Source organism: Alteromonas oceanisediminis, from assembly GCF_018474025.1.
In the GTDB taxonomy this organism is placed as follows: Bacteria; Pseudomonadota; Gammaproteobacteria; order Enterobacterales; family Alteromonadaceae; genus Alteromonas_E; species Alteromonas_E oceanisediminis.
In genome coordinates, this window is record NZ_JAHCTA010000003.1 from 226,660 (window position 1) to 251,885 (window position 25,226).

The window sequence follows — 25,226 nt, forward strand, 5'->3', positions numbered from 1 at the left end:
CCTGCCATGCTTACGGGCGAAGTGCTTTCTCACCGCGGGCTAAACCACAAACGCCGGTGCGTGACGATTCGATGATTTCGGTTGTCTGCGAGATAGTCGTCGCAAACGCATCGAGCTTGTCGCTGGTGCCGGTGATTTCGATGGTGTAGTTCGATGCGTGCACATCCACTATGCGTGCCCGAAAAATGTCGACATTGCGCTTCACTTCAGCGCGTGCCAGCTCAGTACGGGTTGCGACTTTGATCAACATCAGTTCGCGCTCTACATGGCTGTTCTCGCTCAAGTCAACAACCTTAAGCACGTCGATCAATTTGTTCACCTGCTTGGTAATTTGCTCAATCACTTTATTGTCGCCATGCGTGATGATGGTCAGACGCGAAAGGCTGGGGTCATCAGTGGGCGCAACGCACAGTGAATCAACATTATAACCTCGTTGAGAAAATACCCCGATTATGCGTGATAAAGCACCCGGCGCGTTTTCCATTAAGACTGATATGATCCGTTTCATTAGGTACGCTCCGTCTTGCTTAAACGCATGTCATCCATTGCGCCATGCTTAATTTGCATCGGGTAAACATGTTCATTTTGGTCAATGGCAACGTCCATAAATACCAACCGATTTTGCAATGAAAAACACTCCGCCATGGCGCCATCCAGGTCCGCCAGTTTATCCACTTTCATGCCCACATGCCCATAGGCTTCAGCCAGTTTGACGAAATCGGGCATTGAATCCATGTACGAGTGTGAATGCCGCCCTTTGTAAATCATGTCCTGCCATTGTCTAACCATACCCAGTGCACGGTTGTTCAAAGAGATAATTTTTATCGGCAGGTTGTACTGCAAACAGGTGGAGAGTTCCTGTATGTTCATCTGAATACTGCCATCACCTGTGATCACCACAGAAGTGACATCCGGATGTGCGAATTGCACCCCCATCGCCGCCGGTAAGCCAAATCCCATGGTGCCCAGACCACCGGAGTTAATCCAGCGGCGCGGTTTTGCGAAGGGATAGTACAGCGCTGCAAACATCTGATGCTGGCCCACATCCGAACTGACATAGGCATCACCCTTGGTGTGCTCATAAACCGCTTCAACGACACGCTGAGGCTTGATCACTTCATCTGACGGTTGATATCGCAAACAAAGGCGTTCTCGCCATTGTTGGATTTGCTTCCACCAGTCCGCTAATCTCGCCTCCTGCTGAGTTAAGTCTTCAGACGCCAGTGCATGCAATAATTGCTCAGACACTTTATCAATCGTTCCGACCACCGGGATATGCGCGTTCACCGTTTTTGAAATGGACGCCGGATCGATGTCAACGTGAATAATGGTGGCGTGCGGACAGAATTTTGCGACGTTGTTGGTCACGCGATCATCAAAGCGGGCACCCAATGCTAATATGCAATCTGCGTTATGCATGGCCTTGTTTGCTTCCAGCGTACCGTGCATGCCCAACATGCCAACAAATTGCGGATGCACGCCAGAAAACGCACCAAGCCCCATCAATGTGCAGGTTACCGGCGCATTTAATTCTTCAGCCAATTGAGTTACCTGCGCCGATGCGTTCGCGTTGATTGCGCCCCCACCCACATATAACACAGGCCGCTCAGCCGCCATCAGTGCAGCGACGGCTTTTTTAATTTGCCGACTATGGCCCTTCTCTGTGGGATTGTATGAGCGCATCGTAACATCATCAGGAAATACATACGGATGCGACTCTTGCACATTGACCAAGTCTTTGGGCAAGTCTACAACCACCGGGCCGGGCCGCCCAGAGTTGGCGATGTAGAATGCTTTAGCGATTGCCATCGGAATGTCTTCGGTACGCTTTACCAAAAAGCTATGTTTAACTACCGGTCGCGAACAGCCCACCATGTCAGTTTCCTGAAACGCATCTTCTCCGATATGCATTGAAGGCACCTGCCCTGACAACACCACCATCGGGATTGAGTCCATGTAAGCCGTCGCTATACCGGTTAAGGTGTTGGTAGCTCCCGGACCAGACGTGACTAGAACGGTGCCAGTGAGGCCGGTCGAACGCGCATAACCATCAGCCATATGGGCTGCTGCCTGTTCGTGACGCACGAGAACATGATTCACATCACTTTGCGCATAGAGCGCATCATAAATGTCGAGTACGGCCCCACCGGGGTAACCGAATACATGTTTCACTCCTACATCTTTTAGCGCTTCAACCACCATGGCTGCGCCCGACATCATTTTCACTGGTTTTTCTCCTCAGCCTCTTTGTGATCAATAGCATCAACGAGATGCGCATGATTGGACTATACGCAAGGGAGTAGGCAGATAAAACACAAAAAACCAGAAAAGTGAGATATATATCCCATTATTTGTATTTATTAGGATAAAAAAACTAAAGGAGACCTGAAAAGCCTCCTTTATTGGGATGAATTTACATTTTATTTACAAGTTGCGCGATGCATAATCGCTGCATGGATTACGCGTCGTCTATCACAATGTCCGAATCTTCAACGTCATCCATTTCATCACGCGAACTCGACGTTTCACGTAACGGCCTTGAACCGTAAATGTTGCCCATTTTCGGCCGGTTAATGCGCTTTTGATATTTTACCCAGGCGCGTTCAGCGGTACTTTGCGGTTCAGCGTTTCCGTAAGCGGCCGCAAGTATTGCTTTGTCTTCATCGGTTTCCGCTGGCAACTTACCATCTACCAGCGCGGCGATGAGGCAGCCGTACTGACTTAATGCCTTGCTTTCGCTGATCGAAAAGTCACCTGAACGGGAAAATCCATACGGGTAGTTTTTAGGGTCGCTGAACATCCGTTTTAGCAAATCGAGTCGGGTTACATTCGCCATAACACATCACCATCCAGTTAAAAGAATCAAGGTAAACTTACAGTGTCCTTTTAGGGCTAAAATGACGCGCTGTCAAACAACATTTGCATTAATTTTTTGTGACTTTAGACTCGTTTGTTCTTAGGAATCCAAGCCCAAATCATTTCGCATATAACAGGCTCAATCCCCTTGGCATCAGTGACTTTGACGTTGACCGTCACCTCGCCTTTGTCTTGCTCGATAAGTTGTTGGATTTGTTCATTTGTTAACCATGCCTCGGCCTGCATGTCGCCGGTTGCGCGTTTGACATAATCCAGTTTCATGGTTTTGATCAAAGGCAATTTGTCACCCGGCAAGTTAGCGCCAACAATAAACCCCGTCGCAGACTCAGCCAGCAGAGCCATCCCCGCGGCGTGGACACTGCCAATGTGATTTTGGACTTTTTTGCGGTTTTTCTGACGAAATACCACGCGCTTCAAATCGGTTTCCAGCACCTCAATGCCCACGGTTCCTGTCAGTTTCACTTTAAAACGGAACATCCATGTGAGTAGCTTGCTGCTGAGCCAATTCGGATACTGGTTCACCTTAACGGCGAAATCGCGCAACGGATTTCTTACGGCATTTGGACTTGTCATACATCAACCTCAACTGGTAATACCAGTTGAGCATAAGCAAGCTTTATGCTGAGTGCAAGTTTAATTGGTCAGAACTATCACGATGATGCTGCATAAACGTATATTCCACTGGGTAAAAGTAGCCGCCCTGCTCTCGCTACCACCACTTGGCTATACCTCTAACGTTGGAGCCGACACGGCTATTCACGCCGCAACGCCGCCGATGATTGACGCGGTTCTCTCTGACGCTGTATGGCAAGGTGCCCACTGGTATCCATTGGATCAGGTCATACTGGGTGACACGCCTGACAAAGAAGATTTTGCAGGCCGCTATGCACTCAGTTGGGATGAAGAGGCGTTATACATCGCTGCGGTGATCACCGATGATATACTGTACGACCAATTCGCTAATCCTCTGGTAGGCTACTGGAACGATGACTGCTTAGAAGTGTTTATTGATGAAGATGCTTCTGGCGGCGATCATCTCAACAACTTCAATGCGTTTGCTTACCATGTCGCTCTCGACAATCAGGTGGTGGATATTGCGCCGCAGGGAACAGGTGGCACGCCCGTGTTGTTGAACGAACATATTCAAAGCCGCTGGCGGCGCATGTCACACTCCCCTTATGACGTCATTTGGGAACTTAAAGTCAGTATTTATGATGACCAATTTGAGTATAGACCCAACGCGGTGTCATCGGCGGGTCCGGTGGCACTTACCGCAGATAAAGTGATGGGCTTTATGCTAAGCTACTGTGACAGTGATGGTGAAACGGGTCGTGAACATTTTATCGGCTCACACCCGATTGTCGCGGTCGATGGCGATAAAAATCGAGGTTACATCGACGCTGGCGTTTTTGACTCAGTCAGATTATTACCGCCCACTCAACCATAGACTCATTATACGGCGTCTTGATTGAGCGGCACATGGTTCGTCTTCAGCACATCGATTAGCGGCCCTGTGTGCGCAGCAAATTGTCGCCAGCGCCCTATTGAGCGCTGGTTAATCGGTTCTCTCACCTGAACTTTACTGGCAGTGGATACTGGCAAGGTATTATTTTCTACTGCCAGGCATTGCGCCTCAAAATCCAGCTCGCAATGCGTCAATAGTTGTTTAATTTGTGGCTCAGGAGATGCGACCAATTGCTCATAATCCACCAGTAATAAGTTCGGCAACCGTTCGGCGGCAGCCTGTATAAAATGATAAAACTGCGCGTAGAACGCTCCAATCCATTCCAATTTGTTGGCGTAGTGGTAATAGGGGCTACTGATCGAAAACAACTGGCGGTAGTTGCCGATACAGGTATCCAGAGGGTCACGCAGCAAACAAATCATTTTTGCATGGGGAAGTGCTTGCTGAATGAGGTTGGCGTAGAAAAAGTTAAACGGTAACTTATCGACAAACCTGTCGTTCGCCGACGCCACAATCTGCGTTCTTTCGATATAACGTTCGCCCACCAAATGTGCTGCTAGCTGGCTGGCTTGTGACAATGTGGTTTCATCCAGTACGAAGTTACCCGGTGTTTGCGTCAGTTGTTTTAATGCAATGCCAAAGTCTTGTAACTCGCCCCCCGAGCCGACTTGGCTGTGCCCGCTCAATATCCGCTCAACCAGTGTGGTGCCTGAACGTGGCATACCCATGACAAAAATCGGTCTGTTGCTGTCACAGCGTGGATTAGCATCGTTACCGGCAGGCTGACCGAATGTCGCTTTGGCTGCGGCGGCGAACAAGGTGTTATCTTGTTTCGAGGAGTAGTTCAGCGATTGGCGCTTGCGCGACTTCGCAGATTCAAGTGCGTTAAAAGCGTCGTCGAAGCGCCGAAGCTGCTGGTATTCAATCGCCAGTGCATGCCCGTAGTGCAAGGCGGCGTCATCAGAATCAGCCTGACTAAAGCGCTGGCTTAAGACTTCAATGCGCGTGGCCGCGCCGTTCTTTATTTTAAGATCAGAACGAGCAAAATACGCCTGGTAGAAATCGGGGTTCAGTGCAATCGCTTGATCAAACGCTTGGGCTGAGCCGCTAAAGTCGCCGCTGAATTTGAGCGAGACCGCGTAATTATAATACACCTGCGCGTTATTTTGCGACACAGCCAATGCTCGCTCAAAACAATGCAGTGCACGGGTGTGGTCGCCAACACGGCTCAACGCCACACCAATCGTGTCTAAAGCGTTAGCCGACAAGTCAGTATCAATACAGTGGTCAATCGCCGCCAGCGCCTGAGAAAAATCGCCTGTAATGGCAAAGCACTTGGCCAGATACGCGTAGTACTCGTGTTCAGACCGCAACGATAATGCTTTCTGGATTAACGCAATCGCTTTCTGAAACTGACCTAATTCTGAATTGATGATGCCTAATAAAAAATAGCTATCTGCATGCGCGGGGGAGTGTTGAAGATTCTCAACCAATAACTTATGTGCGCGTACATAATCGCGCTGATTAATGGCGGCGATGGCGTCGTGATGTAATGACTGCATGTTGACTCAATGGCGATAAAAAACGCCCTCAGTGTAGTTCTGAGGGCGCGATTTGCAAGGTGACTAGAGTTCGAAGTTATAAGTGAACTTAATCCCGATTTGACGTGGCGTGATCAGGAATCGGCCATAGTTGCGGAGCAGATCAACGCGGTTGGGTTCCTGCGAGTCAAATTCCGCCAAACCAATATCGGCCTGATCGCGGCGCACAGAACTGTGCGCGTACTTATCAAACAGGTTGTCGATATAGAAGGTGACCGCCCAGTCGTCATCTGACACCGTGGCATTAATGTTACTTAGCGCAAAACCGGGTATCGACTCGCCATCAGCCCGAAGCCCCACTTTACTGTATACATCGCTTTGCGCTGTGAGTCCGTAGTTAACATCTAGCAATTTGTCATCAAATATTTCCGTGGTGTATTTGAGCCCGACTGAAAACTGATTCTCAGGCGCACCCGACAACCGGTCACCGTCTTTGCCGTCGTAGAAGTCCTGCAATGGGGTACCCTGCTCGTCAACCACAGCAAACAGGAATGGCGCGTCAGCGGTCAATTCAGCCTGCGTGTATGAGTAAGTTGCGTAAGCCGTTAATGAGTCTGATAATACCGCTCGCGTACTGATCTCTACCCCTTTACTGTTCGCGCCACCGGCGTTGGCAGTTATTGGCTGTTGGCCATTGACGGTGGCACCACTGACTTGCGCATCGTCCCAGTCAATATTGAATACCGCCGCATTGAAATGGAACTTGTTTTTAAACCACGTGCTTTTGATGCCGATCTCGTAATTAGTTGTTGTATCAGCGACAAATACTTCTTCATTAGGCAGCGCGCATACCTCTTGTGTAGGCGTTTCATCTACGTCTGGAGGACACGCACCAACACCATTCGATCCACCGATACGGAAGCCTTCACTAACAGTGAAATAACCCATCACATCATCAGTGAACTGATAACTGGTATTAAATTTAAACAACGTGCCCGAATCGTCTGCCGAAGTCTGCTGAAAATCTAATATGATTGAATCGGATGGATCGCCTTCAAAGGCCGATCGGAATAAAGGCAAATCAATCGCTGAACGCGAGGTTACGTCGTATTCATAAGCACGAAAGCCCGCAGTCACATCCCAGCGATCGTTAATTTCGTAAGTAACTTCACCAAATATTGCTGACTCGGTAACTTCACTGTCGCTTACTGATAGATATTCAAGGCTATCTGGGCGCGGGTTACCGCCTGTTTCAAACACATCCAATACAAACTGATCAAAACCCGGCGTAAATTCACTACTTCTCCCATCAGATTCAATTTTGTTGTAGAACGCACCGACTATCCAGCTGAAGTCTGATTCGGTGGTCGACACCAAGCGTACTTCTTGGGTGAAAATATCCGCGTTGTCCAGTTCACGGGTAAACGCAGAGAACGCCGGAAATTCTTCATAGGAAAAATTCAATCGAATTAACAAATCCGTTTGGTCGCGCTGACCATCAGCTTCGAAGGATGATGACCCGGTTGCGGACACGAGCTCCGCAAAGCCAAGGTCCGCCTTTAATTCTAAACTGAGTAACTCATCAATCTTTTCACGCGGTTCTTCATAGCGATAAGCCGATTCATACTCACCCACACGGCCACTGAGGCGATTGCTGTCGGCTAACACATCGTGGTGCACTATCGAGCGCCCATCCACATCCTGTTTCTGATAGAAGTAGGTTAGCGTACCGTCCAGCCAATCTGTTGGCACCCAGCGCACGGCAATGCGCCCAGTAAAAGTATCTTCACCGTTAGCATCCTCAACACGACGTAGATTCTGTTCGACTGCTTGTGGGTCGTCCCAATCAGGATCCGGGAGCGAAACACCGCCCTCTCTTACCACATAGTTGTAATCAATAAAGCCCGGATCGCGCAAAAAGTTAAACGACATGCGCACACCCAATGTATCGTCAATCAGTGGAATATTAACCACACCACCCACTTCTGAGCCCACATCATCGCTTTCTGACATGTTGTAAACATCACCGTAGACTTTGCCGGTCGTGAACTCCAGATCAACGGCTTTCGGTAAGTAACGGATAGCGCCGCCTAACGTGCCGGCGCCATACAATGTACCTTGAGGCCCGATGAGCACTTCAACACGCTCGACGTCGTTCAAACGCATGTTAATAAATAGTGGTATTTCACCAAAGTAGGTCGCGACCGTGCCACCGTTTGACCCTGGACCAGACGAGTTTGTGTTCAAGCCTCGCACAATAATGGGCGAGTCATTGCGCCCTCCCTGATCCACCACGGTCAGGCCCGGAACCCAGCGCGCCACATCTTCTAGCTGGCCAATATTCTGCTCGGCTAACACATCAGCGGTTAACGCCGTAATATTCAGCGGCACTTCCTGAATGTCGCCGGAGCGCCGTGTCGCAGTAACCTCAATACGTTCTATCTGCGCTTCGCGAGCCTGAGTCGCCTGGGCGTGTGCCGTTGACACGACACCGGCTGACAGCGCAGTGCCAATAGACAGAGCGACTAGCGAGTAGTTAAACGGCGTAAAACCTTTATTCATGCGGGTTCCTATTATTTTAGTTCTTAATATTGCTATTTGTTGTGTTGAGTAAACCGTGTTATCTGATCGTACGATTTTCGCGGCATAGAATAGGCAAATGCACAATGCATACCGTATTGCGGCTTTCTCGCTGTCGCATCAGTGCCTAAGCACTGTTGTCATCGATATCATGAGCATCCCCTTCAAACTCGTGTCTTCCAACTCACCGACGATTGCGCCAAAACTCGAAACCGCGACGAAAAAACAAATTTACACGATGAATGACTGCCTCTTTCTGCACAAGACTAGTGCAAAAACACAGATAAAGCACAGGTTTTGTGCGGTTTCCTGTTCAGAGCGTGTGTGGTCGTAATAGAATATCTATGTCAAACAAAGACTTGCGTGCTAAGCTAATTGATGCTTACAAATCGATAAGGAAAAAAATAATGAATAGCAAATATATCAGCATTATCTTAATCATCATTGGCACGGCGCTAGCCGTCTGGGGTTACAACGAATACGAGGCGGCCGGAGCACAGATTTCGCGCGCACTGAGTGGCGACACGCCGATGGAAGCTTGGATCGGCTTAGTTGGTGGAGCGATTTGCATCGTCATTGGTGCAGCACGTCTTAAATAACCTAAACTCGGGATCCGCCGGGAAACGAGACTCGTAACTGGCCGCATCCGGTCGCGGCCCATGGGGTCGCGATACTGCTAATTGAACATTGATTTGAGGCTCTGAAATTTGGAGCGGGAAACGAGACTCGTAACTGGCCGGCATCCCGGTCGCGGCCCGTGGGGTCGCGATACTGCTAATCGAACATTGATTTGTGATTCTGAAGTTTGGAGCGGGAAACGAGACTTGTAACTGGCCGGCATCCGGTCGCGGCCCGTGGGGTCGCGATACTGCTAATTGAACATTGATTTGTGGTTCTGAAATTTGGAGCGGGAAACGAGACTCGTAACTGGCCGGCATCCGGTCGCGGCCCGTGGGGTCGCGATACTGCTAATCGAACATTGATTTGTGGTTCTGAAATTTGAAGCGGGAAACGAGACTTGTAACTGGCCGGCATCCGGTCGCGGCCCATGGGGTCGCGATACTGCTAATCGAACATTGATTTGTGGTTCTGAAATTTGAAGCGGGAAACGAGACTTGTAACTGGCCGGCATCCGGTCGCGGCCCGTGGGGTCGCGATACTGCTAATCGAACATCGATTTGTGGTTCTGAAATTTGGAGCGGGAAACGAGACTCGAACTCGCGACCCCAACCTTGGCAAGGTTGTGCTCTACCAACTGAGCTATTCCCGCTTTGAGATATGCTTCTTTCGAAGAGGTGCGCATTTTACAAAAATATTCGGCAGACGCAACTGGATTTTTCGAAAAATCCATTTTTTTCTGATATTCCGTTTACTTCATAAGCAATTCGCCTGCATTCAGACCCTAAATAGAGAATACTTTTTCACGATAGTATTGCAGCTCGGCAATCGATTCACGAATATCATCCAGCGCCAAATGAACGCCTTTCTTTTTGAATCCGCTTAATACTTCAGGCTGCCAACGGACGGCAAGTTCCTTAATGGTGCTAACGTCGATACTACGGTAATGGAAATAAGCTTCCAGTTCTGGCATATACTTAACCATGAACCGACGATCCTGACCGATAGTATTACCACACAAGGGCGATTTACCGGCGGGCACATAATTTTCCAGAAACTTGATGGTCATCTGCGACGCCATTTGCTCATCAATTTCGCTGGCTCTGCAGCGTGCAGTCAATCCTGTTTTGCCGTGAGTATCCACACACCACGGATCCATATTGTCCAGAATATCGTCTGGCTGATGCACGGCAATAACCGGTCCCTCTGCCAGAATATTTAATTGTGGATCAGTTACGATGGTGGCGATTTCAAGGACTTTGCAGGTTTCAGGGTCAAGACCTGTCATTTCCATATCAATCCACACCAAGTTTTGGTCATTGTTCATGCTGGCGTTCATCCACTGGTCTAATTTAATAATGCATGGCACTTATAAGTCGCAAAAGGTAACATGCGTGTTGCAATTCAGCCAATGACTATCTGGGCTTGTGAAGAAAAAACGAAAGTTAACGCAGCAACAAAAACGCCGAATGAACGCCAATCGTGCTAAGCGGTTGTCTAAAGACGATAACGTACTCAGTGACACATCGACTGACAACGCACAGTTTGTCAGCGCGACTGTGGTCGGGCGATTCGGTCAACACGCTGATGTCGAACTGGAAGATTTACGCATTTTGCGCTGTCATATACGCCGCAACATTGATTCTGTCGTTTGCGGCGATCGTGTTGAAGTATCGACCGACCTTGCCGGTGGCGATGGCATGGCGGGGGTCATTGAAGAAGTGCATGACAGACATTCAGTGCTAACACGCCCCGATTTCTACGACGGCATCAAACCTATTGCGGCGAATATCGATCAAATTATCGTCGTCAGTGCTATTTTGCCTGAACTGTCTACACATATCATCGACCGCTACCTAGTGGCATGTGAGGACATTCAGGTACCGCCGGTCATTGTGGTCAATAAAATCGACATGCTCGATAGCGCAGAACATGAGAACGTCGATAAACAGTTGCAGGTCTACCGCGATCTCGGCTATCCGGTCGTTTTCACAAGCTGTCAATCCGAAAGTGGCATGCTGCCTTTGCAAGCCGTATTGAACCACAAAACCAGCGTGTTTGTGGGGCAGTCTGGTGTTGGGAAATCAAGCATTATTAATGTGCTTTTGCCGGAGGCGAATGAAGACACCGGTGTGATTTCAGACACTTCAGGTTTGGGTCAGCACACCACCACCACGGCCAAGCTGCTGCACTTCCCATCGGGCGGCGATCTCATCGATTCACCGGGTGTACGTGAATTCGGCCTATGGCATCTGCCGATAGAACAGATCACGCGAGGGTTTATCGAATTCCGTGATTATCTGGGTGGGTGCAAGTTTCGCGATTGCAAACATAAGGATGATCCAGGCTGTTTAATTCGAGCCGCCGTTGAGCAGGGTGAAATCGCCCAACAACGCTACGACAGTTACCATAAGATCCTCGCAACGCTGGATGAAAACAGACCCAGCCATGCCGAGAAGCCGGGTTTAAGGCGCTGATGGCCGGAGTTACTTATCCAGATTTCTGGTTACATATAGCATTCTGCAATGGCTCATAACTGGAAAGTGCCTGTCAGGGCGAAATTATCATGTACAATCTAGGCGTGTATTTTTTGGAGAATATCGCGTGATCGATTGGTTAAAAGTTAACCTTCAGTACATTTTGCCTAAACACCTTATTTCCCGTTTAGTCGGAAAACTTGCCGCTGCTGAGGCTGGGGTAGTGACCACCACGCTCATCAAGGCGTTTATCAAACATTATGATGTTGATATGCGTGAAGCCGCCGAGCCGGATCCAGAAGAATATAAAACCTTTAACGCATTTTTTACCCGCAAACTCACTGACGATGCTCGCCCCATCGTGGCTGATAACGATGTGCTGGTGCATGCAGTAGACGGCGCTGTGAGCCAATGTGGGCCGATTCGCAGTGACGCTATTTTTCAGGCGAAAGGCCACGACTATAGCTTGACGGCGTTGCTGGGCGGCAAGCCAGAGTTAGCTGCGCCGTTTAAAAATGGCGATTTTGCGACAGTCTATCTCTCACCTCGGGACTATCATCGTATTCACATGCCCATTGACGGCACACTGACCGATATGGTGTACGTTCCCGGTGAACTCTTTTCAGTCAATCCATTAACTGCAGCCAATGTACCCGGATTGTTTGCACGCAATGAGCGGGTTGTCGCCATATTCGATACACCGGTGGGTAAAATGGCGATAGTACTGGTCGGTGCCACCATTGTTGCCAGTATCGCCACTGTCTGGGCAGGAACGGTTACGCCACCTGCGGGTCAAAATATTTACCACTGGCAGTATGATGCAGAGGGTGACGATGCAATCACCTTGCAAAAGGGTGTTGAGATGGGCTTGTTTAAATTAGGCTCAACGATTGTCGCCTGTTTTGAACCCAATCGAGTGCAGTTAGAAACGATGAAACCCGGTCAGACCACACGTCTAGGGACTCCATTTGCTCGTAGCATGACGAGCGCCAAAAATACCGACAGCGCCTAATCACGCCTATGGATCCTGTCAAACGCAGCCTGATTTCGCTGCACTTTACCGTGATCCTGCTCAGTGGCGCGTCACTGTTTTCAAACATTATTCCGCTTAACGCGACCGACATTACCTTTGGGCGGTCGCTGTTTGCGTGCCTTGTGCTATTTGCCTTTTTGGCGTTGAGTGGTAGTTCACTGCGATTGGGCTCTTGGCGCTGCTATGCGGTGGCAGTAGGTCTTGGCGCGTTGATGGCAGCGCACTGGACCAGCTACTTTGCGGCGATGCAATATGCTGGCGTGTCTGTTGGCATGATAGCGCTATTCACATTTCCGGTGATCACCGTGCTACTTGAACCGCTGTTTGAGCGCTTTCGTTTAGCGTGGCAGGATATTGTCAGCGCGCTGGTTGTATTAGTAGGAATTTATTTGATTGTGCCGAGCGTTTCGCTGGAAAACGATACGACACTGGGTGTGTTGATAGGGATAGGCTCAGCATTACTCTATGCGTTCAGGAACCTACTACACCGTAAACATTTCTCTCATTACAGCGGCGCAAAAGCAATGGCCTATCAAATTTTAACGGTTTGCTTATGCCTTGTTTTCTTTGTGTCCGATGACTTTTACACGGCCCCTCAGGATGTGTGGTTACTGCTCATTCTGTTAGGCTCATTGTTTACGGCACTGCCCCATGCCCTCGTCGCGACCAGCCTAAAACACTTACGCGCCAAAACATTTTCCTTAATTGCCTGTATGCAGCCGTTTTACGGCGTAATTTTGGCAATCTTGGTGTTGAATGAAAATCCTACGTGGGCCACATTGCTCGGCGGTATTTTGGTGACTTCGGCGTCAGTGTATGAGACCGTAAATGCGCATCAACGGCAACCGCGTTAACGCAGAGCATCAGAGTCATGAAAGTATTTGCACATCGCGGCGCAAGCAGGATTGCACCAGAAAACACGCTGGCCGCCATCTCCACTGCGCTATCGCTTCCGGTCTATGGGGTCGAGATTGACGTCTATCCTGTGGAGGATGATTATGTGGTTATCCACGATCGCTGGCTGATGCGCACCGCTTCTCTGCATAAACGTATTGATCAAATAAGCCTGGCCGAACTAAGGCAGCTGGAAGCAGGTATTTATCAGAATACCGTTCAGCGCGTCCCGCTGTTGTCCGAAGTGATGGCGCTTGACTGGCAAAACACCGTGCTCAATATTGAGCTTAAACAGTTACATGACGCTGAGCACTTCTGCGCCTATTTACAACGGCATCAGCGCAGAGCACCAATTGCCACTGAGCAACTGATTATCTCTTCATTCAACCATCATGACCTTGCCGCCTTAGCGCATGCAGAGCCTAAGTTACAGCGCGGCTGGTTAACCGCGTCTTTACCGCTCGACTATTCGCTTCAGGCTCAATTACAAGGGTGCGATACCATTAACGTGGATGTGGATGTTGTTTGCAAGGCACTGGTAGACGATGCCAAACAACGTAATCTGCCGGTCTTTGTTTATACTGTGGATGAATTAGACGACATTGATATGCTTCGGGATATGGGCGTCTCGGGTGTATTTACCAACTTACCGGAGGTGGTATTAGCGCACTTAAATTGGACTAAGGAGCAGAACTAGATTCGCGACGTTACCGCCTGAGTATGATGAGTTTCGCTCTCGCAGGTACGGCACGTGCGGCATAAGCGCAAATTCATCAGGTGCGCTGCAATGATTAACCCCGCACCGAGTGCAATCGTAATTGGCTCGTAGGCTTCGCCAAAAATGTCTTTGTTCCAGTAAATCGCCGCACCGGCTGCCAAAGCGAATAACGGATAACGTTGACGATGATGGCGATAAAAGCCTATCAACAACGCGGTTGCACCGACTAAAATAGACAAACTAAGAATGGTTCTCTCAAACCAGACTTCAGCCACAAAAGAACTGGCAACGAAAGGCAAAATCGGCAACAACAAAGGCAGCGCAAGGCAGTGTAATGCACACAAACCTGACACCCAGATACCTAATTTGTCTAACAGAATTCGATTTTGTTGTAACACTTCATCACCTGAACAGTTGCCAACGCAACATCGCATCGACATACGTTATAATATAACAAAAACAGATTATTTCAACGCTTATTTATCTGATGTCTTTATGTTCAGGCGTTAAGGTGCGCTGGTTGTGCTAATGGGAGTAAGAGGATTGCGGTTCGCTAATAGGGCCTTTTGCCCAGAACTGAATAGCGCAGTGATCGGCACGAACTCAATACCGTCGGTGTTTGCGATAAGCGACTTCAAGCGCTCTACGGTAAGAGGGTGTGGGTGCGCAATACCAATTGACTGGCCATATTTATGCGCCAAACGCACCAAACGCTGAAACTGTGCCTGAATGAATTCATCAGTTAGCTCATGATCCAAAAATACTTTTCGCTGCAGCGATGGTACGCCCGCTGCCAACGCAATCCTATGCGCTTTGGATAGTGGTGTTGTGCGACTGTCGACAAAAAACAGTTGTCGCTCAGCCAGTGCAGTCATTAGATTTGTCATCGGTAGTGATAACTGCGTCAGTTTGCTGCCCATGTGATTGTTCACACCGACAGCGTAAGGCACCGATTTCAGCGCATCGTCCAGCGTGCGGGCAATCATTGACGCGTCCATTTGTGTGAGCAGCGCACCGGGGCCAAGATTGTGCGGATTCAACGTTTCCATGGGTAGATGCAACATCACTATACGGCCCTGCTCGGTGGCACTGTGGGCAAATTCTACTGATTTCGGGGTGTGCGGTAAGATCGCAAATGTTACGCTGGTAGGTAGGTCAAACGCAGCGATATCGGTGGTTCGATAGCCCATATCATCCATAATAATGGCGACTTTAGGGGGCTGCGCCTGCACTCCGAAACAGATAAGCATACAAACTATGCACAGGAGGCTAGTCAGTCGTGTGTGTTGAAGTCGATACAAGGTAGTCAGCGCATCTCTTATTATTTTTTGCAGCATAACAATGCTGACGCTAATTTGCGAATCAGTTAGGGTATAGGTAAATACCTTGGTGATGAAGGAGACTTTTTCATGACACCGTTACAACATTGGCACGATGCGGTTAACGCTGCTGCTGGGACACTGAACCAGAGTGAATGCCCGCCTTACACGACGGCGCTTGAATACAGTGAGTTTTTTAGTGCCGCACACCATTGTCATATGTATTTAAAGCATGAGCATATGCAACACACCGGCTCGTTTAAATACCGCGGGGCGCTGCACAAAATTTTGTCCCTGAGTGAACATGAGCGGCAAAAAGGTATTGTTACTGCCAGCTCGGGTAACCATGGTATGGCCTGCGCGCTGGCAGCGCAGCGGCTGAACATCAGTGCCTCTGTTTATGTGCCTGAAACCGCCAGTGGTTTCAAACTGGCTCAAATTAGCCGGCTCGGCGCTGATGTTGTGCCCGTTGCCGGTGATTGTTTGGCTGCTGAACTCAGTGCTCAAACGATTGCGAATGAACAGGACAAAACCTATATCTCCCCTTATAACGACGCCGAGGTTATCGCCGGTCAGGGCACCATTGCAGTCGAGCTATTGCAACAGCTTCCTGACATTGACGCGGTGTTTGTGGCAGTGGGCGGCGGCGGTCTTATTAGTGGCATCGGCAGCTATCTAAAAGCTGAGCACCCTCACATTGACGTAATTGGCTGCTGGCCTGCCAACGCTCCGGCCATGGCAAAGTGTCTTGGGGCGGGGAAAATAATCGACGTGGCTGAAAACGACACGTTATCCGATGGAACTGCGGGGAATGTAGAGCCAAACGCCATAACCTTTCAGATCTGTCAAAAAGTCATTGATAAGCATGTGTTTATCGATGAAAGGCAGATAGCGACAGTGATCACGCAGATGGCTCAACATGAGCGGCAAATTGTTGAAGGGGCGGCCGCGGTGGCGATTGCAGGTGCGCTTAAACTCAGTCACGACTATGCACACAAAAAAGTCGCTGTGATCGTGTGCGGCCGCAATATCGCGTTTGAAAAGCTGCAAGCAATCCTAACGCCACGCTAGCCAGGCACTGGGGTTGAGTGCCTTGCCTTTATGCCGAATTTCGAAATACAGGTTAGGTGAGGCTTGTCCGCCACTGCGCCCGACTAAGCCGATGGTTTGACCCGCAGTGACAGTATCGCCCGGTTGCGTCAACAATGCCTGGCTGTGACCATAAACACTCATGTAGCCGTCACCATGATCGAGAATGGTGACTAACCCGAATCCTTTTAGCCAATCAGCATATAATACGCGGCCTTGATAAACGGCCCGAACAGCACTGCCTTCATCGCCTTCGATGATCACACCCGTCCAGCGTACTTCTCCCTGACGCCGATCACCAAATAAGCGACGAAAACGCCCCTCAGCGGGCATAGTTAACTGGCCTTTGGCGCCGCTTAAGCCATCCAGTTGCGTTGGTTTGCGTTGTGCTTCTATCCGAGCCTGCTCAATAGCCCGAACAAGCGCTTCGGCGCTGGCTTGAAGTTGCGCAACCCGTTCGCCGTCAGTTTGAATCGCCGTATTCAATTCATCCAGCGTGCGCTGTCGCTGAGATTGCTGAGCAGACAGCTCTGCACGTTGCGTTTTTTGTTGAGATAGGAGCTGATTAAGTTCTTCAATGCGCTGCGCCAATGTGGCTTTAACACGTTCAAGTTCTTCAACGTCAGCTCGAAATTTTGCAATGGCGTCTCTGCGTGCATCACTCACATATTGGTAGTAGGTTAACACTCGTTCAAACGTCGAAGGGTTTTCCTGATTTAACAACATCTTCGCATAATCGTAATTGCCCGCCATGTAGGCACTTTTTACCTGTGCAGCCAATTGCGCTTGCTGTTGACGAATACGCGTTTCCAAAGTGACTTGCTGGGTAGCCAGTTTGCGCTGCTCTGCGCGGTTATCCTCTAAACTGCGCTGTGTTTCGGCAAGTTGACGCGCGGTTGAGGAAATCGCGATCTCAGCCTGCTTGAGAGCGTTTTCGAGTTTATCCGCCGCCGCTTTATTTTTTGCGATTTGCGCCTGTGTTTGCTTTATTTCTGCCTGTAACTCTTTAAGCTCATCATCCTGTTGCGCTAAACCCACCGGAACCAATAAGAACCAGATTAAGCACAACAAAGCAGACCGGATCAGACGCATAGAGAAAACACTTAAGCGAGGGTAATGATCGACTTACCGGTCATTTCCTTTGGCTGTTCCATCCCCATGAGATAAAGCATTGTGGGTGCCACGTCACTCAACGTTCCTCCTTCACGCATGCTGGCTTTGCGGCCAAAATAGATAAACGGTACCGGCTCGCTGGTATGCGCGGTGTGCGCTTGGCCGGAGTCCTTATCCACCATTTTTTCAGCATTGCCATGATCAGCGGTTATCAAACATTCACCACCGTGCTGTTCAAGCGCTTCAACAATACGCCCAATGGCAGTATCCACGGCTTCGCACGCCTTAACTGCTGCATCAAAATTGCCGGTGTGACCGACCATGTCACCGTTTGGAAAATTACACACAATCGCGTCAAATTCACCCGCTTCGATGGCGGCAACCAATTCGTCAGTTAATTTTTCTGAATTCATTTCGGGCTGTAAGTCATAAGTAGCAACATCGGGTGATGGGATCAGCACGCGTTTTTCGCCATCAAATTCGTCTTCTCGCCCACCACTGTAGAAGAATGTGACATGCGCATATTTTTCGGTTTCAGAAATACGCAACTGAGTTTTATCATGTTTGGCTAACCACTCGCCCATAACGTTGACCAAATCCTCAGAGGGAAAAGCAACTTCAGAGGGAATATCAGCAGCATACTCAGTCAGAGAAATAAACGCGCTGAGCTTGGGCGTTTTTTGTCGTGCAAACCCATCAAAATCGCTGTCCACGAACGCATGGCTCAGCTCGCGAGCCCTGTCGGCACGGAAATTCATAAAGATAACGCAGTCATTGTCACCAATGGGAGCCCCCGCGCCAATCACCGTAGGCTTAACGAACTCGTCGTTTTCATCACGCGCGTACGATTGCTCTAATCCAGCGACGGCTGAATCTGCTTGTTGTTGCGCCTCGCCTAAAGTCAGCAGATCGTATGCGGCTTGAACACGCGACCAGCGATTATCCCTATCCATTGCGTAGTAACGCCCAACGATACTGGCTGTTCGGCCTTTTCCTAATCGCTCAAACAACGACTCCGCTTTTTCCAAACTGGCTTTAGCGCTCTGTGGCGGGGTATCACGACCATCTAAAAACGCATGCAGATACACCTTGGTCGCACCGCGTTCAACGGCGAGTTCAATCGCAGCAAAGATGTGATCCTCATGACTGTGCACGCCCCCCGGAGAGAGTAAGCCCATAATGTGTACTGCCCCGCCGCTGGCGTTAGCCTTGTCTATTCCAGCGCAAAGCACGGTATTTTGCTTGAACTCACCGTCTTTAATCGCCTTACTGACTTTCGTAAAATCCTGGTAGACCACCCGGCCAGCGCCAAGATTAACGTGGCCCACTTCACTGTTACCCATTTGCCCTTCAGGTAAGCCCACATCTAGACCAGAACCAGAAATGAGCGTGTTGGCATAGTTGGCTTTCAAACGATCCAGATGAGGCGTCTTGGCATGCGCGATTGCATTGTTTTCGGTATCTTCCCGATAGCCCCACCCATCAAGAATGAGAAGTGCGAGCGTTTTTTTTGCAGATGCGTCTGTACTGGCCATGCTGTCCCCTAAAGATTGAAAAAACCACGAAATGACATTACTGGTGCGTATCTTTAGAAAATACCAGTTTGTCTGGTGGTAATAAACCGATTTACGCAAATCCGGCCTGTGCGACATTGACAGCATAGAACCCGCTCAAAAAAACAGCACTTTCATCTACGTTGAGATTGGCTATACTGACAATTCACTCACACGCACTACAAGGAATTATCATGCGTAATATTCTATTACTTCTCGTATTCATGACATTGGGCTGCCTCACCACCAGTTCCGTTTTGGCAAATGATGGGTCTGATTGCCTGGACGATAGTTGCTCAATTGCCAAACTGAATACGCTCAAAGCACTGTCATCGCGCGGTAATGTCGAGGCATCGTATGCCCTGGGCCATTTGTTCCTCAGTAACGACTCCGGCGTGCGCGTCGATCTGGAACAAGCATATTTTTACTTTGACCGCGCCGCACGGTACGGCTTCTTACCCGCCTTGCGTCAAGTGGGTGGTATGTTAGCGCGCGGCGTTGGGGTTGAGAAAAACTTAGCGGAAGCGCGCATCTACATGCGTAAGGCAGCCGAGAAAAACGTCGACAAAGCGGCTGAAGAGTTTGCAGCTATTGTATTTTCTGACCCTTCATCCAGTTCAGACGATAAACAATTTGCATTGCAAAAGTTGCAGGAAGAAGTGGATAAAGGTATGAGTTACCTCGCTAACTATACGCTGGCGCATTTGTACGTCGAGGGCGTTCATGTGCCGCAGGATCTCGACGTAGCCCAAGAATTACTGGCATTCCCGGCATCAGGCGAATACGCAAATGCAAAAGAACTGCTGGAAACACTGACCGATAGCGGTGAGATTTCTCAGCAAACCGCACCGGATGAAGCTGAAGCACGCCATATCAGTATTGAAAACAAATTTGAGCGCATCCGCGTGACGGGGATAGGAAGGAGTGTTGCTGATATTACTTTTGCGGTGATGGACCAGTTACGTTTAACGCACGGTCAAACAGGGAGTCGTATTAAAGGAAATGGCTGTACCCACAACATGCCTGGCTGTGAAATCACTGGGGGCGGAAAATCTGTCAACTCGATGGCTTCCATCAGTTTGAGGTAATGCGAGCGTTTGTGAATGGGTCGGTTAACTAGACCGACCCGCAGATTACACATTATTTTCACCTCGGCACAATCACTACGTATTCATCAAATACAAAAGAGTTCCTAGAAAAACTTGCCGCAGCGGGTGAAATCTCTCAAAATGCCAACGCAAAATATTGTGATGCCCGGTCGCGCTATCACCGGTGCGGATAAATTAGTTAACGCGATGGCCTCAAAACGTCTGAGGTAAGGCAAAGGTTAAATGGAACAAGTAGTAGAGTTCGCTGGCAATAATTTTATATTAGCCGGTATTTGGGTGGCACTGGTCGTTATGCTGGTTTACAGCTTCGTCAACAGTGCATTTTCACCCGTGAAAGAGTTGAGCACGCATGAAGCCACGCTGCAGATCAATAAACAGGACGCGCTAGTGCTAGACATTCGTCCCGTCGCGGAATTTAAAAAGGGTCATATTTTGGGCGCTCGTCAGTTAAAACCGGAAGAAATTCGCGAAGGACAGTTCTCAAAGCTTGAAAAACACAAAGGCACTCCCATTATTGTTACGTGTGCAATGGGGCACAGTGCGCGTAAAACTGCGATGCAGCTGACCAAAGCTGGATTTCCTCAGGTATCGGTATTAAAGGGCGGAATGAACGCCTGGACTGGTGCAGGTTTGCCCGTTAGTTAAATAATACTGGAAGTATCATGAGCAAAGTTGAAATTTACACCAAGGGCTATTGTCCTTATTGCCATCGTGCCAAAGCCGTTTTGAACGACAAAGGCGTCGGCTTCATTGAGTATCCCATTGATAAACAACCAGAGTTGCGCGAGACCATGCTGAGTCGCGCAAATGGTCGGCATACGGTTCCGCAAATTTTTATCGATGATAAACACATCGGCGGTTGCGATGACATGCTGGCGCTGGATGCACAAAACAAACTAGACCCGTTGTTAGCTTAGCCACGCGCTGGCTCAACGGAAACGCGAACACTTATTAATACAGGCAATACCATGGCAGACGAACAACAAACGAACGGTGCAGCGGCACCCGAGCAACAAGCGCAAGCGCCTCAATTCAATATCCAGCGTATTTACACGAAAGACATTTCGTTCGAAACACCAAATTCTCCGGCCGTATTCACTAAAGAGTGGAAGCCCGAAATTAAGCTGGATTTAGACACACGTACCAACAAACTGAATGACAATACCTATGAAGTCATTTTAGCGGTCACTGTGACAGCTACCATCGGTGAAGAAACTGCGTTTTTATGTGAAGTTCAGCAGGCGGGTATGTTCCAAATTGGAGAAATGCCGGAGCAAAATATTGCTCACACATTAGGCTCTTTCTGCCCGAACATGCTTTTCCCTTATGCGCGAGAAGCGATTTCGAATTTGGTTAACCGCGGCACTTTCCCTCCACTCAACCTAGCGCCAGTTAACTTTGATGCCATCTTCGCCGCGTATTTGCAGAAGCGTCAACAAGAAGCGCAAGGCGAGCAGCAAAACACGCTCGACGCCTAATGTCATTCTCGCCAGTCACTGTTTTAGGCGCCGGTTCTTATGGCACGGCGCTGGCATTTTGTCTGGCGAGAAATGCTGTTCCAACCTATTTGTGGGGCCGAGATCCCTCGCACATGGCGCAACTCTCGGCGCAGCGTGAAAACGCCCGTTACCTGCCTGGTGCGACGTTCCCAGAAAGCTTGCACGTTGAGGCCGACATTGAGTCTGCGATTGCGAAAAGTGATGACATATTAGTCGTAGTCCCTAGTCACGCCTTCAAGCACACGCTGGAAATTATTGCCCCTTTACTTAAGCCGCAACATCGAATTATTTGGGCCACCAAGGGGCTTGAACCTGGTACAGGCAGACTGCTGCGACAGGTGGCTTTAGATGTGCTTGGCGACAGTTATCCTTTGGCAGTTTTGTCTGGCCCCACCTTCGCTAAGGAAATGGTCGCCGGATTACCCACCGCGATATCACTGTCGGCAACGGATCCGGCGTTGGCAGAGTCTTTTTCCGCTAAGTTGCACTGCGCACGATCATTTCGGGTTTACAACAATACGGATTTTATTGGTGTGCAACTGGGTGGCGCAGTTAAAAACGTGATTGCAATCGGGGCTGGGCTTGCTGATGGCTTGGGCTTTGGTGCAAATGCACGCACGGCATTGATCACACGCGGCCTCGCTGAACTGACTCGTTTGGGGGTTAAGGTGGGTGCACAGCCAGAAACCTTTATGGGTATGGCTGGATTGGGCGATCTCGTGCTGACCTGTACCGATAATCAATCGCGCAACCGACGGTTTGGCATCGCTTTGGGTAAAGGTGAAGCTGTCGAAGACGCCATTCAGTCTATTGGGCAAGTCGTTGAGGGTTATCGCAATACCGAAGAAGTATTCATTTTAGCCCATCGTGAAGGCGTAGAGATGCCCATTTGCGAACAGATTTATCAAGTCTTATATCAAGGTAAAGCCCCCAAAGACGCTGCGCTTGCTCTGTTAGGCCGCGAGCAAAAAACAGAATAGCTGAACTTCAGTACCGTCGTTTTCCTCCCGCTAACGCTTACACTGCCTCCACGGATTCATTAAACGCTGTTTTTACGCTAATTATTTGTGGAATTTCGCAACCCTAAACTCACCCATGGTGTTACTTTGATTGAGATGATGATCGCCATTGCGGTCCTCGCTATCGTGCTGCTGTCGGTCGCGCCGGATATGCGCTTTATGCTGGCAAAACACCGTATGATCAGCGAGTTAAATTCGCTAAGCAGTCTGTTGCAAATGACACGGTTTCTGGCGATTGACAACCAACGCAGTGCAACGCTCTGCCCAGCGCGCGATTTGCGTACCTGTGAATTTACCGATTGGAACTTACCTAAGATTGTCTTTTCCGATAGCAACAACAATAAGGTTCGCGATAACGACGAGGCTTTACTCAGCGCGATAAACAGAAGCGCCTCTGGTGTCACGGTGACAGGACCGAAAAAGACCATTCGATTTCTAGCTGACGGTGTGGTTGGTAGCCCGGCAACATTGTTGCTATGCCCTACTCGAACAGAGCCTCGGCTTAATCGCGCTTTGGTGATCAGCTTACAGGGGAGAATAAGAACCAGCAAAGATGCAAATAACGACGACATCCATGAGGTCAGTGCAAAAAAACCGGTGCCCTGCCCCTAGCGCCCATCTGAATAACCCAGCTGCCTCCATGCTTCATAAACAAATACCGATACAGCGTTCGATAAGTTCATACTTCGGCTGTCTGCCAACATAGGAATACGCACGCGCTGTTCAAACGGCAGTGATTCAATAATGTCACTGGGTAAGCCCCGCGTTTCTGGGCCGAATAATAACGCATCTCCGGGCTGATACTGAGCATCTGAATGAAACGCTTTGCCTTTGGTAGTACACGCATAGATACGTTTAGGCTGACGAGTGGTCATATAATCGTCCAGTGTTGGGTGTTTCTCTACATTGGCAAACTCATGGTAGTCAAGGCCTGCACGTCGTATACGTTTGTCATCCCAGTCAAAGCCCAGCGGCTCAATCAGATGCAATGCAAACCCCGTATTAGCGCACAAACGAATGATGTTGCCGGTGTTAGGCGGTATTTCAGGTTGGTACAGCACAATATCAAGCATGGGGTGGCATTCAGTTAAACCGGTGTTGCCGCGCAGGATAAAAAGTAATGACGTGATGATCAAGCGTAATCAGTGTCACTTGACCCCATTTTGCCGCAGGTGTACGCCTACTCTCGTTCACTGGCGGATGAAAAAGTTATTGTGTTGCTTAATTTCAGTGCCAATAAAGCGAGCTTGGCGCTCTCAGAAGCGGTTGATGAGGTGGTGATCAACAATCTTGATAGCTTGCAACGTGATAAGAACAACGTGACACTAGCGCCGTATCAGGCCGTCATTTTGCGCTAGCGGTTACGAAATCCAGTATCGCCGTCAGGGCTGGATGGCGATACTTGTCCTGCTCGAACAGTAATTCGTGTCGCGCGCCCTCAATCTGAATGATTTGCGCATGTGGTAAGCGCTCTGCCACGCGCAAAATGCGTTGATTATCAACCACTTTATCTGAACCCGACACCAGTACCAAGGTCTCTAATGCAAACCTGTGGGCTTCAGTTTCAATCCGATTCATCGCCTCAGTCGCAGCCGCTAACCAATGATAGGTGACACCCCCTAATTGCACCTCAGGGTGACGCTTGTATTCTTCCTTAAACAGCTTGTAGCGGATGGGAGAATGCGTCAGCGTATTCAGTGCGAAGGGAATATCGATATACGCATGCTGACCCAGCGCGTACCACGGCTTTCTGCCCAACCAATGATTGGCTGTAAGCCCGCCGGATAGCAACACACTGAGCAGCGGGGCCGGTATACTGGGCTTGACGCCAAACATCGGCGAGCAAAACACCGCCTTGCTGAATAAATCGGGGTTCTGATGAGCCGTTAGAAAGCCTATCGCACTGCCCATTGAGTGACACACTAAGCTCGGTTTCAACGATAATGCAGGCTGTACCACAGAGGTGACGAAACCTGCCATGTCGGCGCTAAAGTCATCAAAGTGATGCACAAAACCACGCTGGCTATCTTCAATCATTCGCCCCGACAGCCCCTGGCCGCGGTGATCAAGCATAAACAAAGCAATGCCATTGATATAACATTCATAAAAAAACGCTTTGTACTTCAGCAACGTTTCGATTCGCCCACTGGAAAAAACAATGCTTGCCCGTGGTGACTCTGGAATAGCATAAGCGTATTCAATTCTGACATCGGCAACGCCGCTAAAATGGCCGCGTGTTACGGAATCATGCCAACAGTCGGCTATGTCGTTGGAGTATAAGGAAGGTAAGCGTTCTTCAGAAACAAGCTGCCACATAAATTC

Annotated in this window: 27 protein-coding genes and 1 tRNA gene; 14 read left to right on the plus strand and 14 right to left on the minus strand. The window is 49.3% G+C overall.

Annotated features, from left to right (window positions below; all coding sequences use genetic code 11):
• Positions 1-10: 10 nt before the first annotated feature.
• The 4 genes from ilvN to KIU71_RS06465 form a co-directional block, all read right to left on the minus strand.
• Positions 11-508: an acetolactate synthase small subunit gene (ilvN, locus tag KIU71_RS06450; RefSeq protein WP_214130370.1), complete on the minus strand. Its 498-nt coding sequence runs from the start codon at positions 506-508 to the stop codon at positions 11-13.
• A complete protein-coding gene (locus KIU71_RS06455; protein ID WP_214130371.1) occupies positions 508-2,226 on the minus strand; it encodes an acetolactate synthase 3 large subunit in 1,719 nt (572 codons plus the stop codon). The genes ilvN and KIU71_RS06455 overlap by 1 nt, the downstream gene beginning before the upstream one ends.
• Before the next feature lie 232 nt (positions 2,227-2,458).
• Entirely contained in the window at positions 2,459-2,836 is a 378-nt protein-coding gene (maoP, locus tag KIU71_RS06460) for a DUF413 domain-containing protein (protein WP_214130372.1), read from the minus strand.
• 104 nt (positions 2,837-2,940) lie between these two features.
• The gene (locus KIU71_RS06465; RefSeq protein ID WP_214130373.1) at positions 2,941-3,450 is read right to left on the minus strand and encodes a DUF4442 domain-containing protein; all 510 of its coding nucleotides are present in this window, start codon (positions 3,448-3,450) and stop codon (positions 2,941-2,943) included.
• 82 nt (positions 3,451-3,532) lie between these two features.
• On the opposite strand from KIU71_RS06465, the gene KIU71_RS06470 reads away from it, so the two are divergent.
• Positions 3,533-4,324 carry a CBM9 family sugar-binding protein gene (locus KIU71_RS06470; RefSeq protein WP_250207318.1) on the plus strand — a complete coding sequence of 264 codons (792 nt, stop codon included), beginning with the start codon at positions 3,533-3,535 and terminating at the stop codon, positions 4,322-4,324.
• Positions 4,325-4,329: 5 nt separating this feature from the next.
• Here the strand turns inward: KIU71_RS06470 and KIU71_RS06475 are convergent, their stop codons facing one another.
• Both KIU71_RS06475 and KIU71_RS06480 read right to left on the minus strand, forming a co-directional pair.
• Complete coding sequence (locus KIU71_RS06475; RefSeq protein ID WP_214130374.1) at positions 4,330-5,904, minus strand: tetratricopeptide repeat-containing sulfotransferase family protein; 1,575 nt, start codon at positions 5,902-5,904, stop codon at positions 4,330-4,332.
• Between the two features lie 63 nt (positions 5,905-5,967).
• Positions 5,968-8,445: a TonB-dependent receptor gene (locus tag KIU71_RS06480; RefSeq protein ID WP_214130375.1), complete on the minus strand. Its 2,478-nt coding sequence runs from the start codon at positions 8,443-8,445 to the stop codon at positions 5,968-5,970.
• 425 nt (positions 8,446-8,870) lie between these two features.
• Here KIU71_RS06480 and KIU71_RS06485 point away from each other — a divergent pair, with 425 nt between their 5' ends.
• Positions 8,871-9,062 carry a DUF3185 family protein gene (locus KIU71_RS06485; protein WP_214130376.1) on the plus strand — a complete coding sequence of 64 codons (192 nt, stop codon included), beginning with the start codon at positions 8,871-8,873 and terminating at the stop codon, positions 9,060-9,062.
• 595 nt (positions 9,063-9,657) lie between these two features.
• On the opposite strand, the gene KIU71_RS06490 is transcribed toward KIU71_RS06485, so the two are convergent.
• Both KIU71_RS06490 and orn read right to left on the minus strand, forming a co-directional pair.
• Positions 9,658-9,733 (minus strand) — tRNA-Gly (locus tag KIU71_RS06490).
• A 132-nt stretch (positions 9,734-9,865) separates the two neighbouring features.
• A complete protein-coding gene (orn, locus tag KIU71_RS06495; RefSeq protein WP_214130378.1) occupies positions 9,866-10,408 on the minus strand; it encodes an oligoribonuclease in 543 nt (180 codons plus the stop codon).
• Between the two features lie 100 nt (positions 10,409-10,508).
• Between orn and rsgA the strand changes: the two genes are divergently transcribed.
• The 4 genes from rsgA (at position 10,509) to KIU71_RS06515 (ending at position 14,182) form a co-directional block, all read left to right on the plus strand.
• Positions 10,509-11,558, plus strand: a complete 1,050-nt coding sequence (gene rsgA / locus KIU71_RS06500) for a small ribosomal subunit biogenesis GTPase RsgA (protein ID WP_214130379.1) — start codon at positions 10,509-10,511, stop codon at positions 11,556-11,558.
• Between the two features lie 127 nt (positions 11,559-11,685).
• Positions 11,686-12,570 (plus strand): archaetidylserine decarboxylase, encoded by an 885-nt coding sequence (gene asd / locus KIU71_RS06505; protein ID WP_214130380.1) that lies wholly within the window; start codon positions 11,686-11,688, stop codon positions 12,568-12,570.
• An 8-nt stretch (positions 12,571-12,578) separates the two neighbouring features.
• Positions 12,579-13,445 carry a DMT family transporter gene (locus KIU71_RS06510; protein ID WP_214130381.1) on the plus strand — a complete coding sequence of 289 codons (867 nt, stop codon included), beginning with the start codon at positions 12,579-12,581 and terminating at the stop codon, positions 13,443-13,445.
• A 17-nt stretch (positions 13,446-13,462) separates the two neighbouring features.
• On the plus strand, positions 13,463-14,182 hold the full coding sequence (locus tag KIU71_RS06515; protein ID WP_214130382.1) for a glycerophosphodiester phosphodiesterase: 720 nt from the start codon (positions 13,463-13,465) through the stop codon (positions 14,180-14,182).
• Here the strand turns inward: KIU71_RS06515 and KIU71_RS06520 are convergent.
• Both KIU71_RS06520 and KIU71_RS06525 read right to left on the minus strand, forming a co-directional pair.
• Positions 14,179-14,601, minus strand: coding sequence for a MerC domain-containing protein (locus tag KIU71_RS06520; protein WP_315853253.1), 423 nt, complete (start codon positions 14,599-14,601; stop codon positions 14,179-14,181). The genes KIU71_RS06515 and KIU71_RS06520 overlap by 4 nt on opposite strands.
• Before the next feature lie 108 nt (positions 14,602-14,709).
• Positions 14,710-15,453, minus strand: coding sequence for a divergent polysaccharide deacetylase family protein (locus KIU71_RS06525; RefSeq protein ID WP_250207319.1), 744 nt, complete (start codon positions 15,451-15,453; stop codon positions 14,710-14,712).
• 159 nt (positions 15,454-15,612) lie between these two features.
• Between KIU71_RS06525 and KIU71_RS06530 the strand changes: the two genes are divergently transcribed.
• On the plus strand, positions 15,613-16,593 hold the full coding sequence (locus KIU71_RS06530; protein WP_214130386.1) for a threonine/serine dehydratase: 981 nt from the start codon (positions 15,613-15,615) through the stop codon (positions 16,591-16,593).
• Here the strand turns inward: KIU71_RS06530 and KIU71_RS06535 are convergent.
• Positions 16,579-17,703, minus strand: coding sequence for a murein hydrolase activator EnvC family protein (locus tag KIU71_RS06535; protein ID WP_214130387.1), 1,125 nt, complete (start codon positions 17,701-17,703; stop codon positions 16,579-16,581). The genes KIU71_RS06530 and KIU71_RS06535 overlap by 15 nt on opposite strands.
• Positions 17,704-17,714: 11 nt before the next feature.
• Complete coding sequence (gpmI, locus tag KIU71_RS06540; protein ID WP_214130388.1) at positions 17,715-19,259, minus strand: 2,3-bisphosphoglycerate-independent phosphoglycerate mutase; 1,545 nt, start codon at positions 19,257-19,259, stop codon at positions 17,715-17,717.
• A 212-nt stretch (positions 19,260-19,471) separates the two neighbouring features.
• Here gpmI and KIU71_RS06545 point away from each other — a divergent pair, with 212 nt between their 5' ends.
• The 6 genes from KIU71_RS06545 to KIU71_RS06570 all read left to right on the plus strand — a co-directional run bounded on the left by KIU71_RS06545 (position 19,472) and on the right by KIU71_RS06570 (position 23,516).
• Positions 19,472-20,365, plus strand: coding sequence for a tetratricopeptide repeat protein (locus KIU71_RS06545; protein ID WP_214130389.1), 894 nt, complete (start codon positions 19,472-19,474; stop codon positions 20,363-20,365).
• A 243-nt stretch (positions 20,366-20,608) separates the two neighbouring features.
• Positions 20,609-21,031 (plus strand): rhodanese-like domain-containing protein, encoded by a 423-nt coding sequence (locus tag KIU71_RS06550; protein ID WP_214130390.1) that lies wholly within the window; start codon positions 20,609-20,611, stop codon positions 21,029-21,031.
• 17 nt (positions 21,032-21,048) lie between these two features.
• The gene (gene grxC / locus KIU71_RS06555; protein ID WP_214130391.1) at positions 21,049-21,303 is read left to right on the plus strand and encodes a glutaredoxin 3; all 255 of its coding nucleotides are present in this window, start codon (positions 21,049-21,051) and stop codon (positions 21,301-21,303) included.
• 51 nt (positions 21,304-21,354) lie between these two features.
• The gene (secB, locus tag KIU71_RS06560; RefSeq protein WP_214130392.1) at positions 21,355-21,864 is read left to right on the plus strand and encodes a protein-export chaperone SecB; all 510 of its coding nucleotides are present in this window, start codon (positions 21,355-21,357) and stop codon (positions 21,862-21,864) included.
• Entirely contained in the window at positions 21,864-22,865 is a 1,002-nt protein-coding gene (gene gpsA, locus KIU71_RS06565) for an NAD(P)H-dependent glycerol-3-phosphate dehydrogenase (protein WP_214130393.1), read from the plus strand. The genes secB and gpsA overlap by 1 nt, the downstream gene beginning before the upstream one ends.
• An 87-nt stretch (positions 22,866-22,952) precedes the next feature.
• The gene (locus tag KIU71_RS06570) at positions 22,953-23,516 is read left to right on the plus strand and encodes a GspH/FimT family pseudopilin (protein WP_214130394.1); all 564 of its coding nucleotides are present in this window, start codon (positions 22,953-22,955) and stop codon (positions 23,514-23,516) included.
• On the opposite strand, the gene trmL is transcribed toward KIU71_RS06570, so the two are convergent.
• Positions 23,513-23,977, minus strand: a complete 465-nt coding sequence (trmL, locus tag KIU71_RS06575; RefSeq protein ID WP_214130621.1) for a tRNA (uridine(34)/cytosine(34)/5-carboxymethylaminomethyluridine(34)-2'-O)-methyltransferase TrmL — start codon at positions 23,975-23,977, stop codon at positions 23,513-23,515. The genes KIU71_RS06570 and trmL overlap by 4 nt on opposite strands.
• A gap of 72 nt (positions 23,978-24,049) precedes the next feature.
• Here trmL and KIU71_RS06580 point away from each other — a divergent pair, with 72 nt between their 5' ends.
• Entirely contained in the window at positions 24,050-24,262 is a 213-nt protein-coding gene (locus KIU71_RS06580) for an alpha-glucosidase C-terminal domain-containing protein (RefSeq protein WP_214130395.1), read from the plus strand.
• Here KIU71_RS06580 and KIU71_RS06585 read toward each other — a convergent pair.
• Positions 24,249-25,220 (minus strand): alpha/beta fold hydrolase, encoded by a 972-nt coding sequence (locus KIU71_RS06585; RefSeq protein ID WP_214130396.1) that lies wholly within the window; start codon positions 25,218-25,220, stop codon positions 24,249-24,251. The two genes, KIU71_RS06580 and KIU71_RS06585, sit on opposite strands and share 14 nt — an antisense overlap.
• Positions 25,221-25,226: the final 6 nt, after the last annotated feature.

Bases quoted from the DNA above. Each gene is read 5' to 3' on its own strand.
- ilvN (WP_214130370.1), bottom strand. From the start codon at position 508: ATGAAACGGATCATATCAGTCTTAATGGAAAACGCGCCGGGTGCTTTA.
- maoP (WP_214130372.1), bottom strand. From the start codon at position 2,836: ATGGCGAATGTAACCCGACTCGATTTGCTAAAACGGATGTTCAGCGAC.
- KIU71_RS06465 (WP_214130373.1), bottom strand. From the start codon at position 3,450: ATGACAAGTCCAAATGCCGTAAGAAATCCGTTGCGCGATTTCGCCGTT.
- KIU71_RS06470 (WP_250207318.1), top strand. From the start codon at position 3,533: ATGATGCTGCATAAACGTATATTCCACTGGGTAAAAGTAGCCGCCCTG.
- KIU71_RS06475 (WP_214130374.1), bottom strand. From the start codon at position 5,904: ATGCAGTCATTACATCACGACGCCATCGCCGCCATTAATCAGCGCGAT.
- KIU71_RS06480 (WP_214130375.1), bottom strand. From the start codon at position 8,445: ATGAATAAAGGTTTTACGCCGTTTAACTACTCGCTAGTCGCTCTGTCT.
- KIU71_RS06485 (WP_214130376.1), top strand. From the start codon at position 8,871: ATGAATAGCAAATATATCAGCATTATCTTAATCATCATTGGCACGGCG.
- orn (WP_214130378.1), bottom strand. From the start codon at position 10,408: ATGAACAATGACCAAAACTTGGTGTGGATTGATATGGAAATGACAGGT.
- KIU71_RS06510 (WP_214130381.1), top strand. From the start codon at position 12,579: ATGGATCCTGTCAAACGCAGCCTGATTTCGCTGCACTTTACCGTGATC.
- KIU71_RS06515 (WP_214130382.1), top strand. From the start codon at position 13,463: ATGAAAGTATTTGCACATCGCGGCGCAAGCAGGATTGCACCAGAAAAC.
- KIU71_RS06525 (WP_250207319.1), bottom strand. From the start codon at position 15,453: ATGCTTATCTGTTTCGGAGTGCAGGCGCAGCCCCCTAAAGTCGCCATT.
- KIU71_RS06530 (WP_214130386.1), top strand. From the start codon at position 15,613: ATGACACCGTTACAACATTGGCACGATGCGGTTAACGCTGCTGCTGGG.
- KIU71_RS06535 (WP_214130387.1), bottom strand. From the start codon at position 17,703: ATGCGTCTGATCCGGTCTGCTTTGTTGTGCTTAATCTGGTTCTTATTG.
- gpmI (WP_214130388.1), bottom strand. From the start codon at position 19,259: ATGGCCAGTACAGACGCATCTGCAAAAAAAACGCTCGCACTTCTCATT.
- KIU71_RS06545 (WP_214130389.1), top strand. From the start codon at position 19,472: ATGCGTAATATTCTATTACTTCTCGTATTCATGACATTGGGCTGCCTC.
- KIU71_RS06550 (WP_214130390.1), top strand. From the start codon at position 20,609: ATGGAACAAGTAGTAGAGTTCGCTGGCAATAATTTTATATTAGCCGGT.
- grxC (WP_214130391.1), top strand. From the start codon at position 21,049: ATGAGCAAAGTTGAAATTTACACCAAGGGCTATTGTCCTTATTGCCAT.
- secB (WP_214130392.1), top strand. From the start codon at position 21,355: ATGGCAGACGAACAACAAACGAACGGTGCAGCGGCACCCGAGCAACAA.
- gpsA (WP_214130393.1), top strand. From the start codon at position 21,864: ATGTCATTCTCGCCAGTCACTGTTTTAGGCGCCGGTTCTTATGGCACG.
- trmL (WP_214130621.1), bottom strand. From the start codon at position 23,977: ATGCTTGATATTGTGCTGTACCAACCTGAAATACCGCCTAACACCGGC.
- KIU71_RS06585 (WP_214130396.1), bottom strand. From the start codon at position 25,220: ATGTGGCAGCTTGTTTCTGAAGAACGCTTACCTTCCTTATACTCCAAC.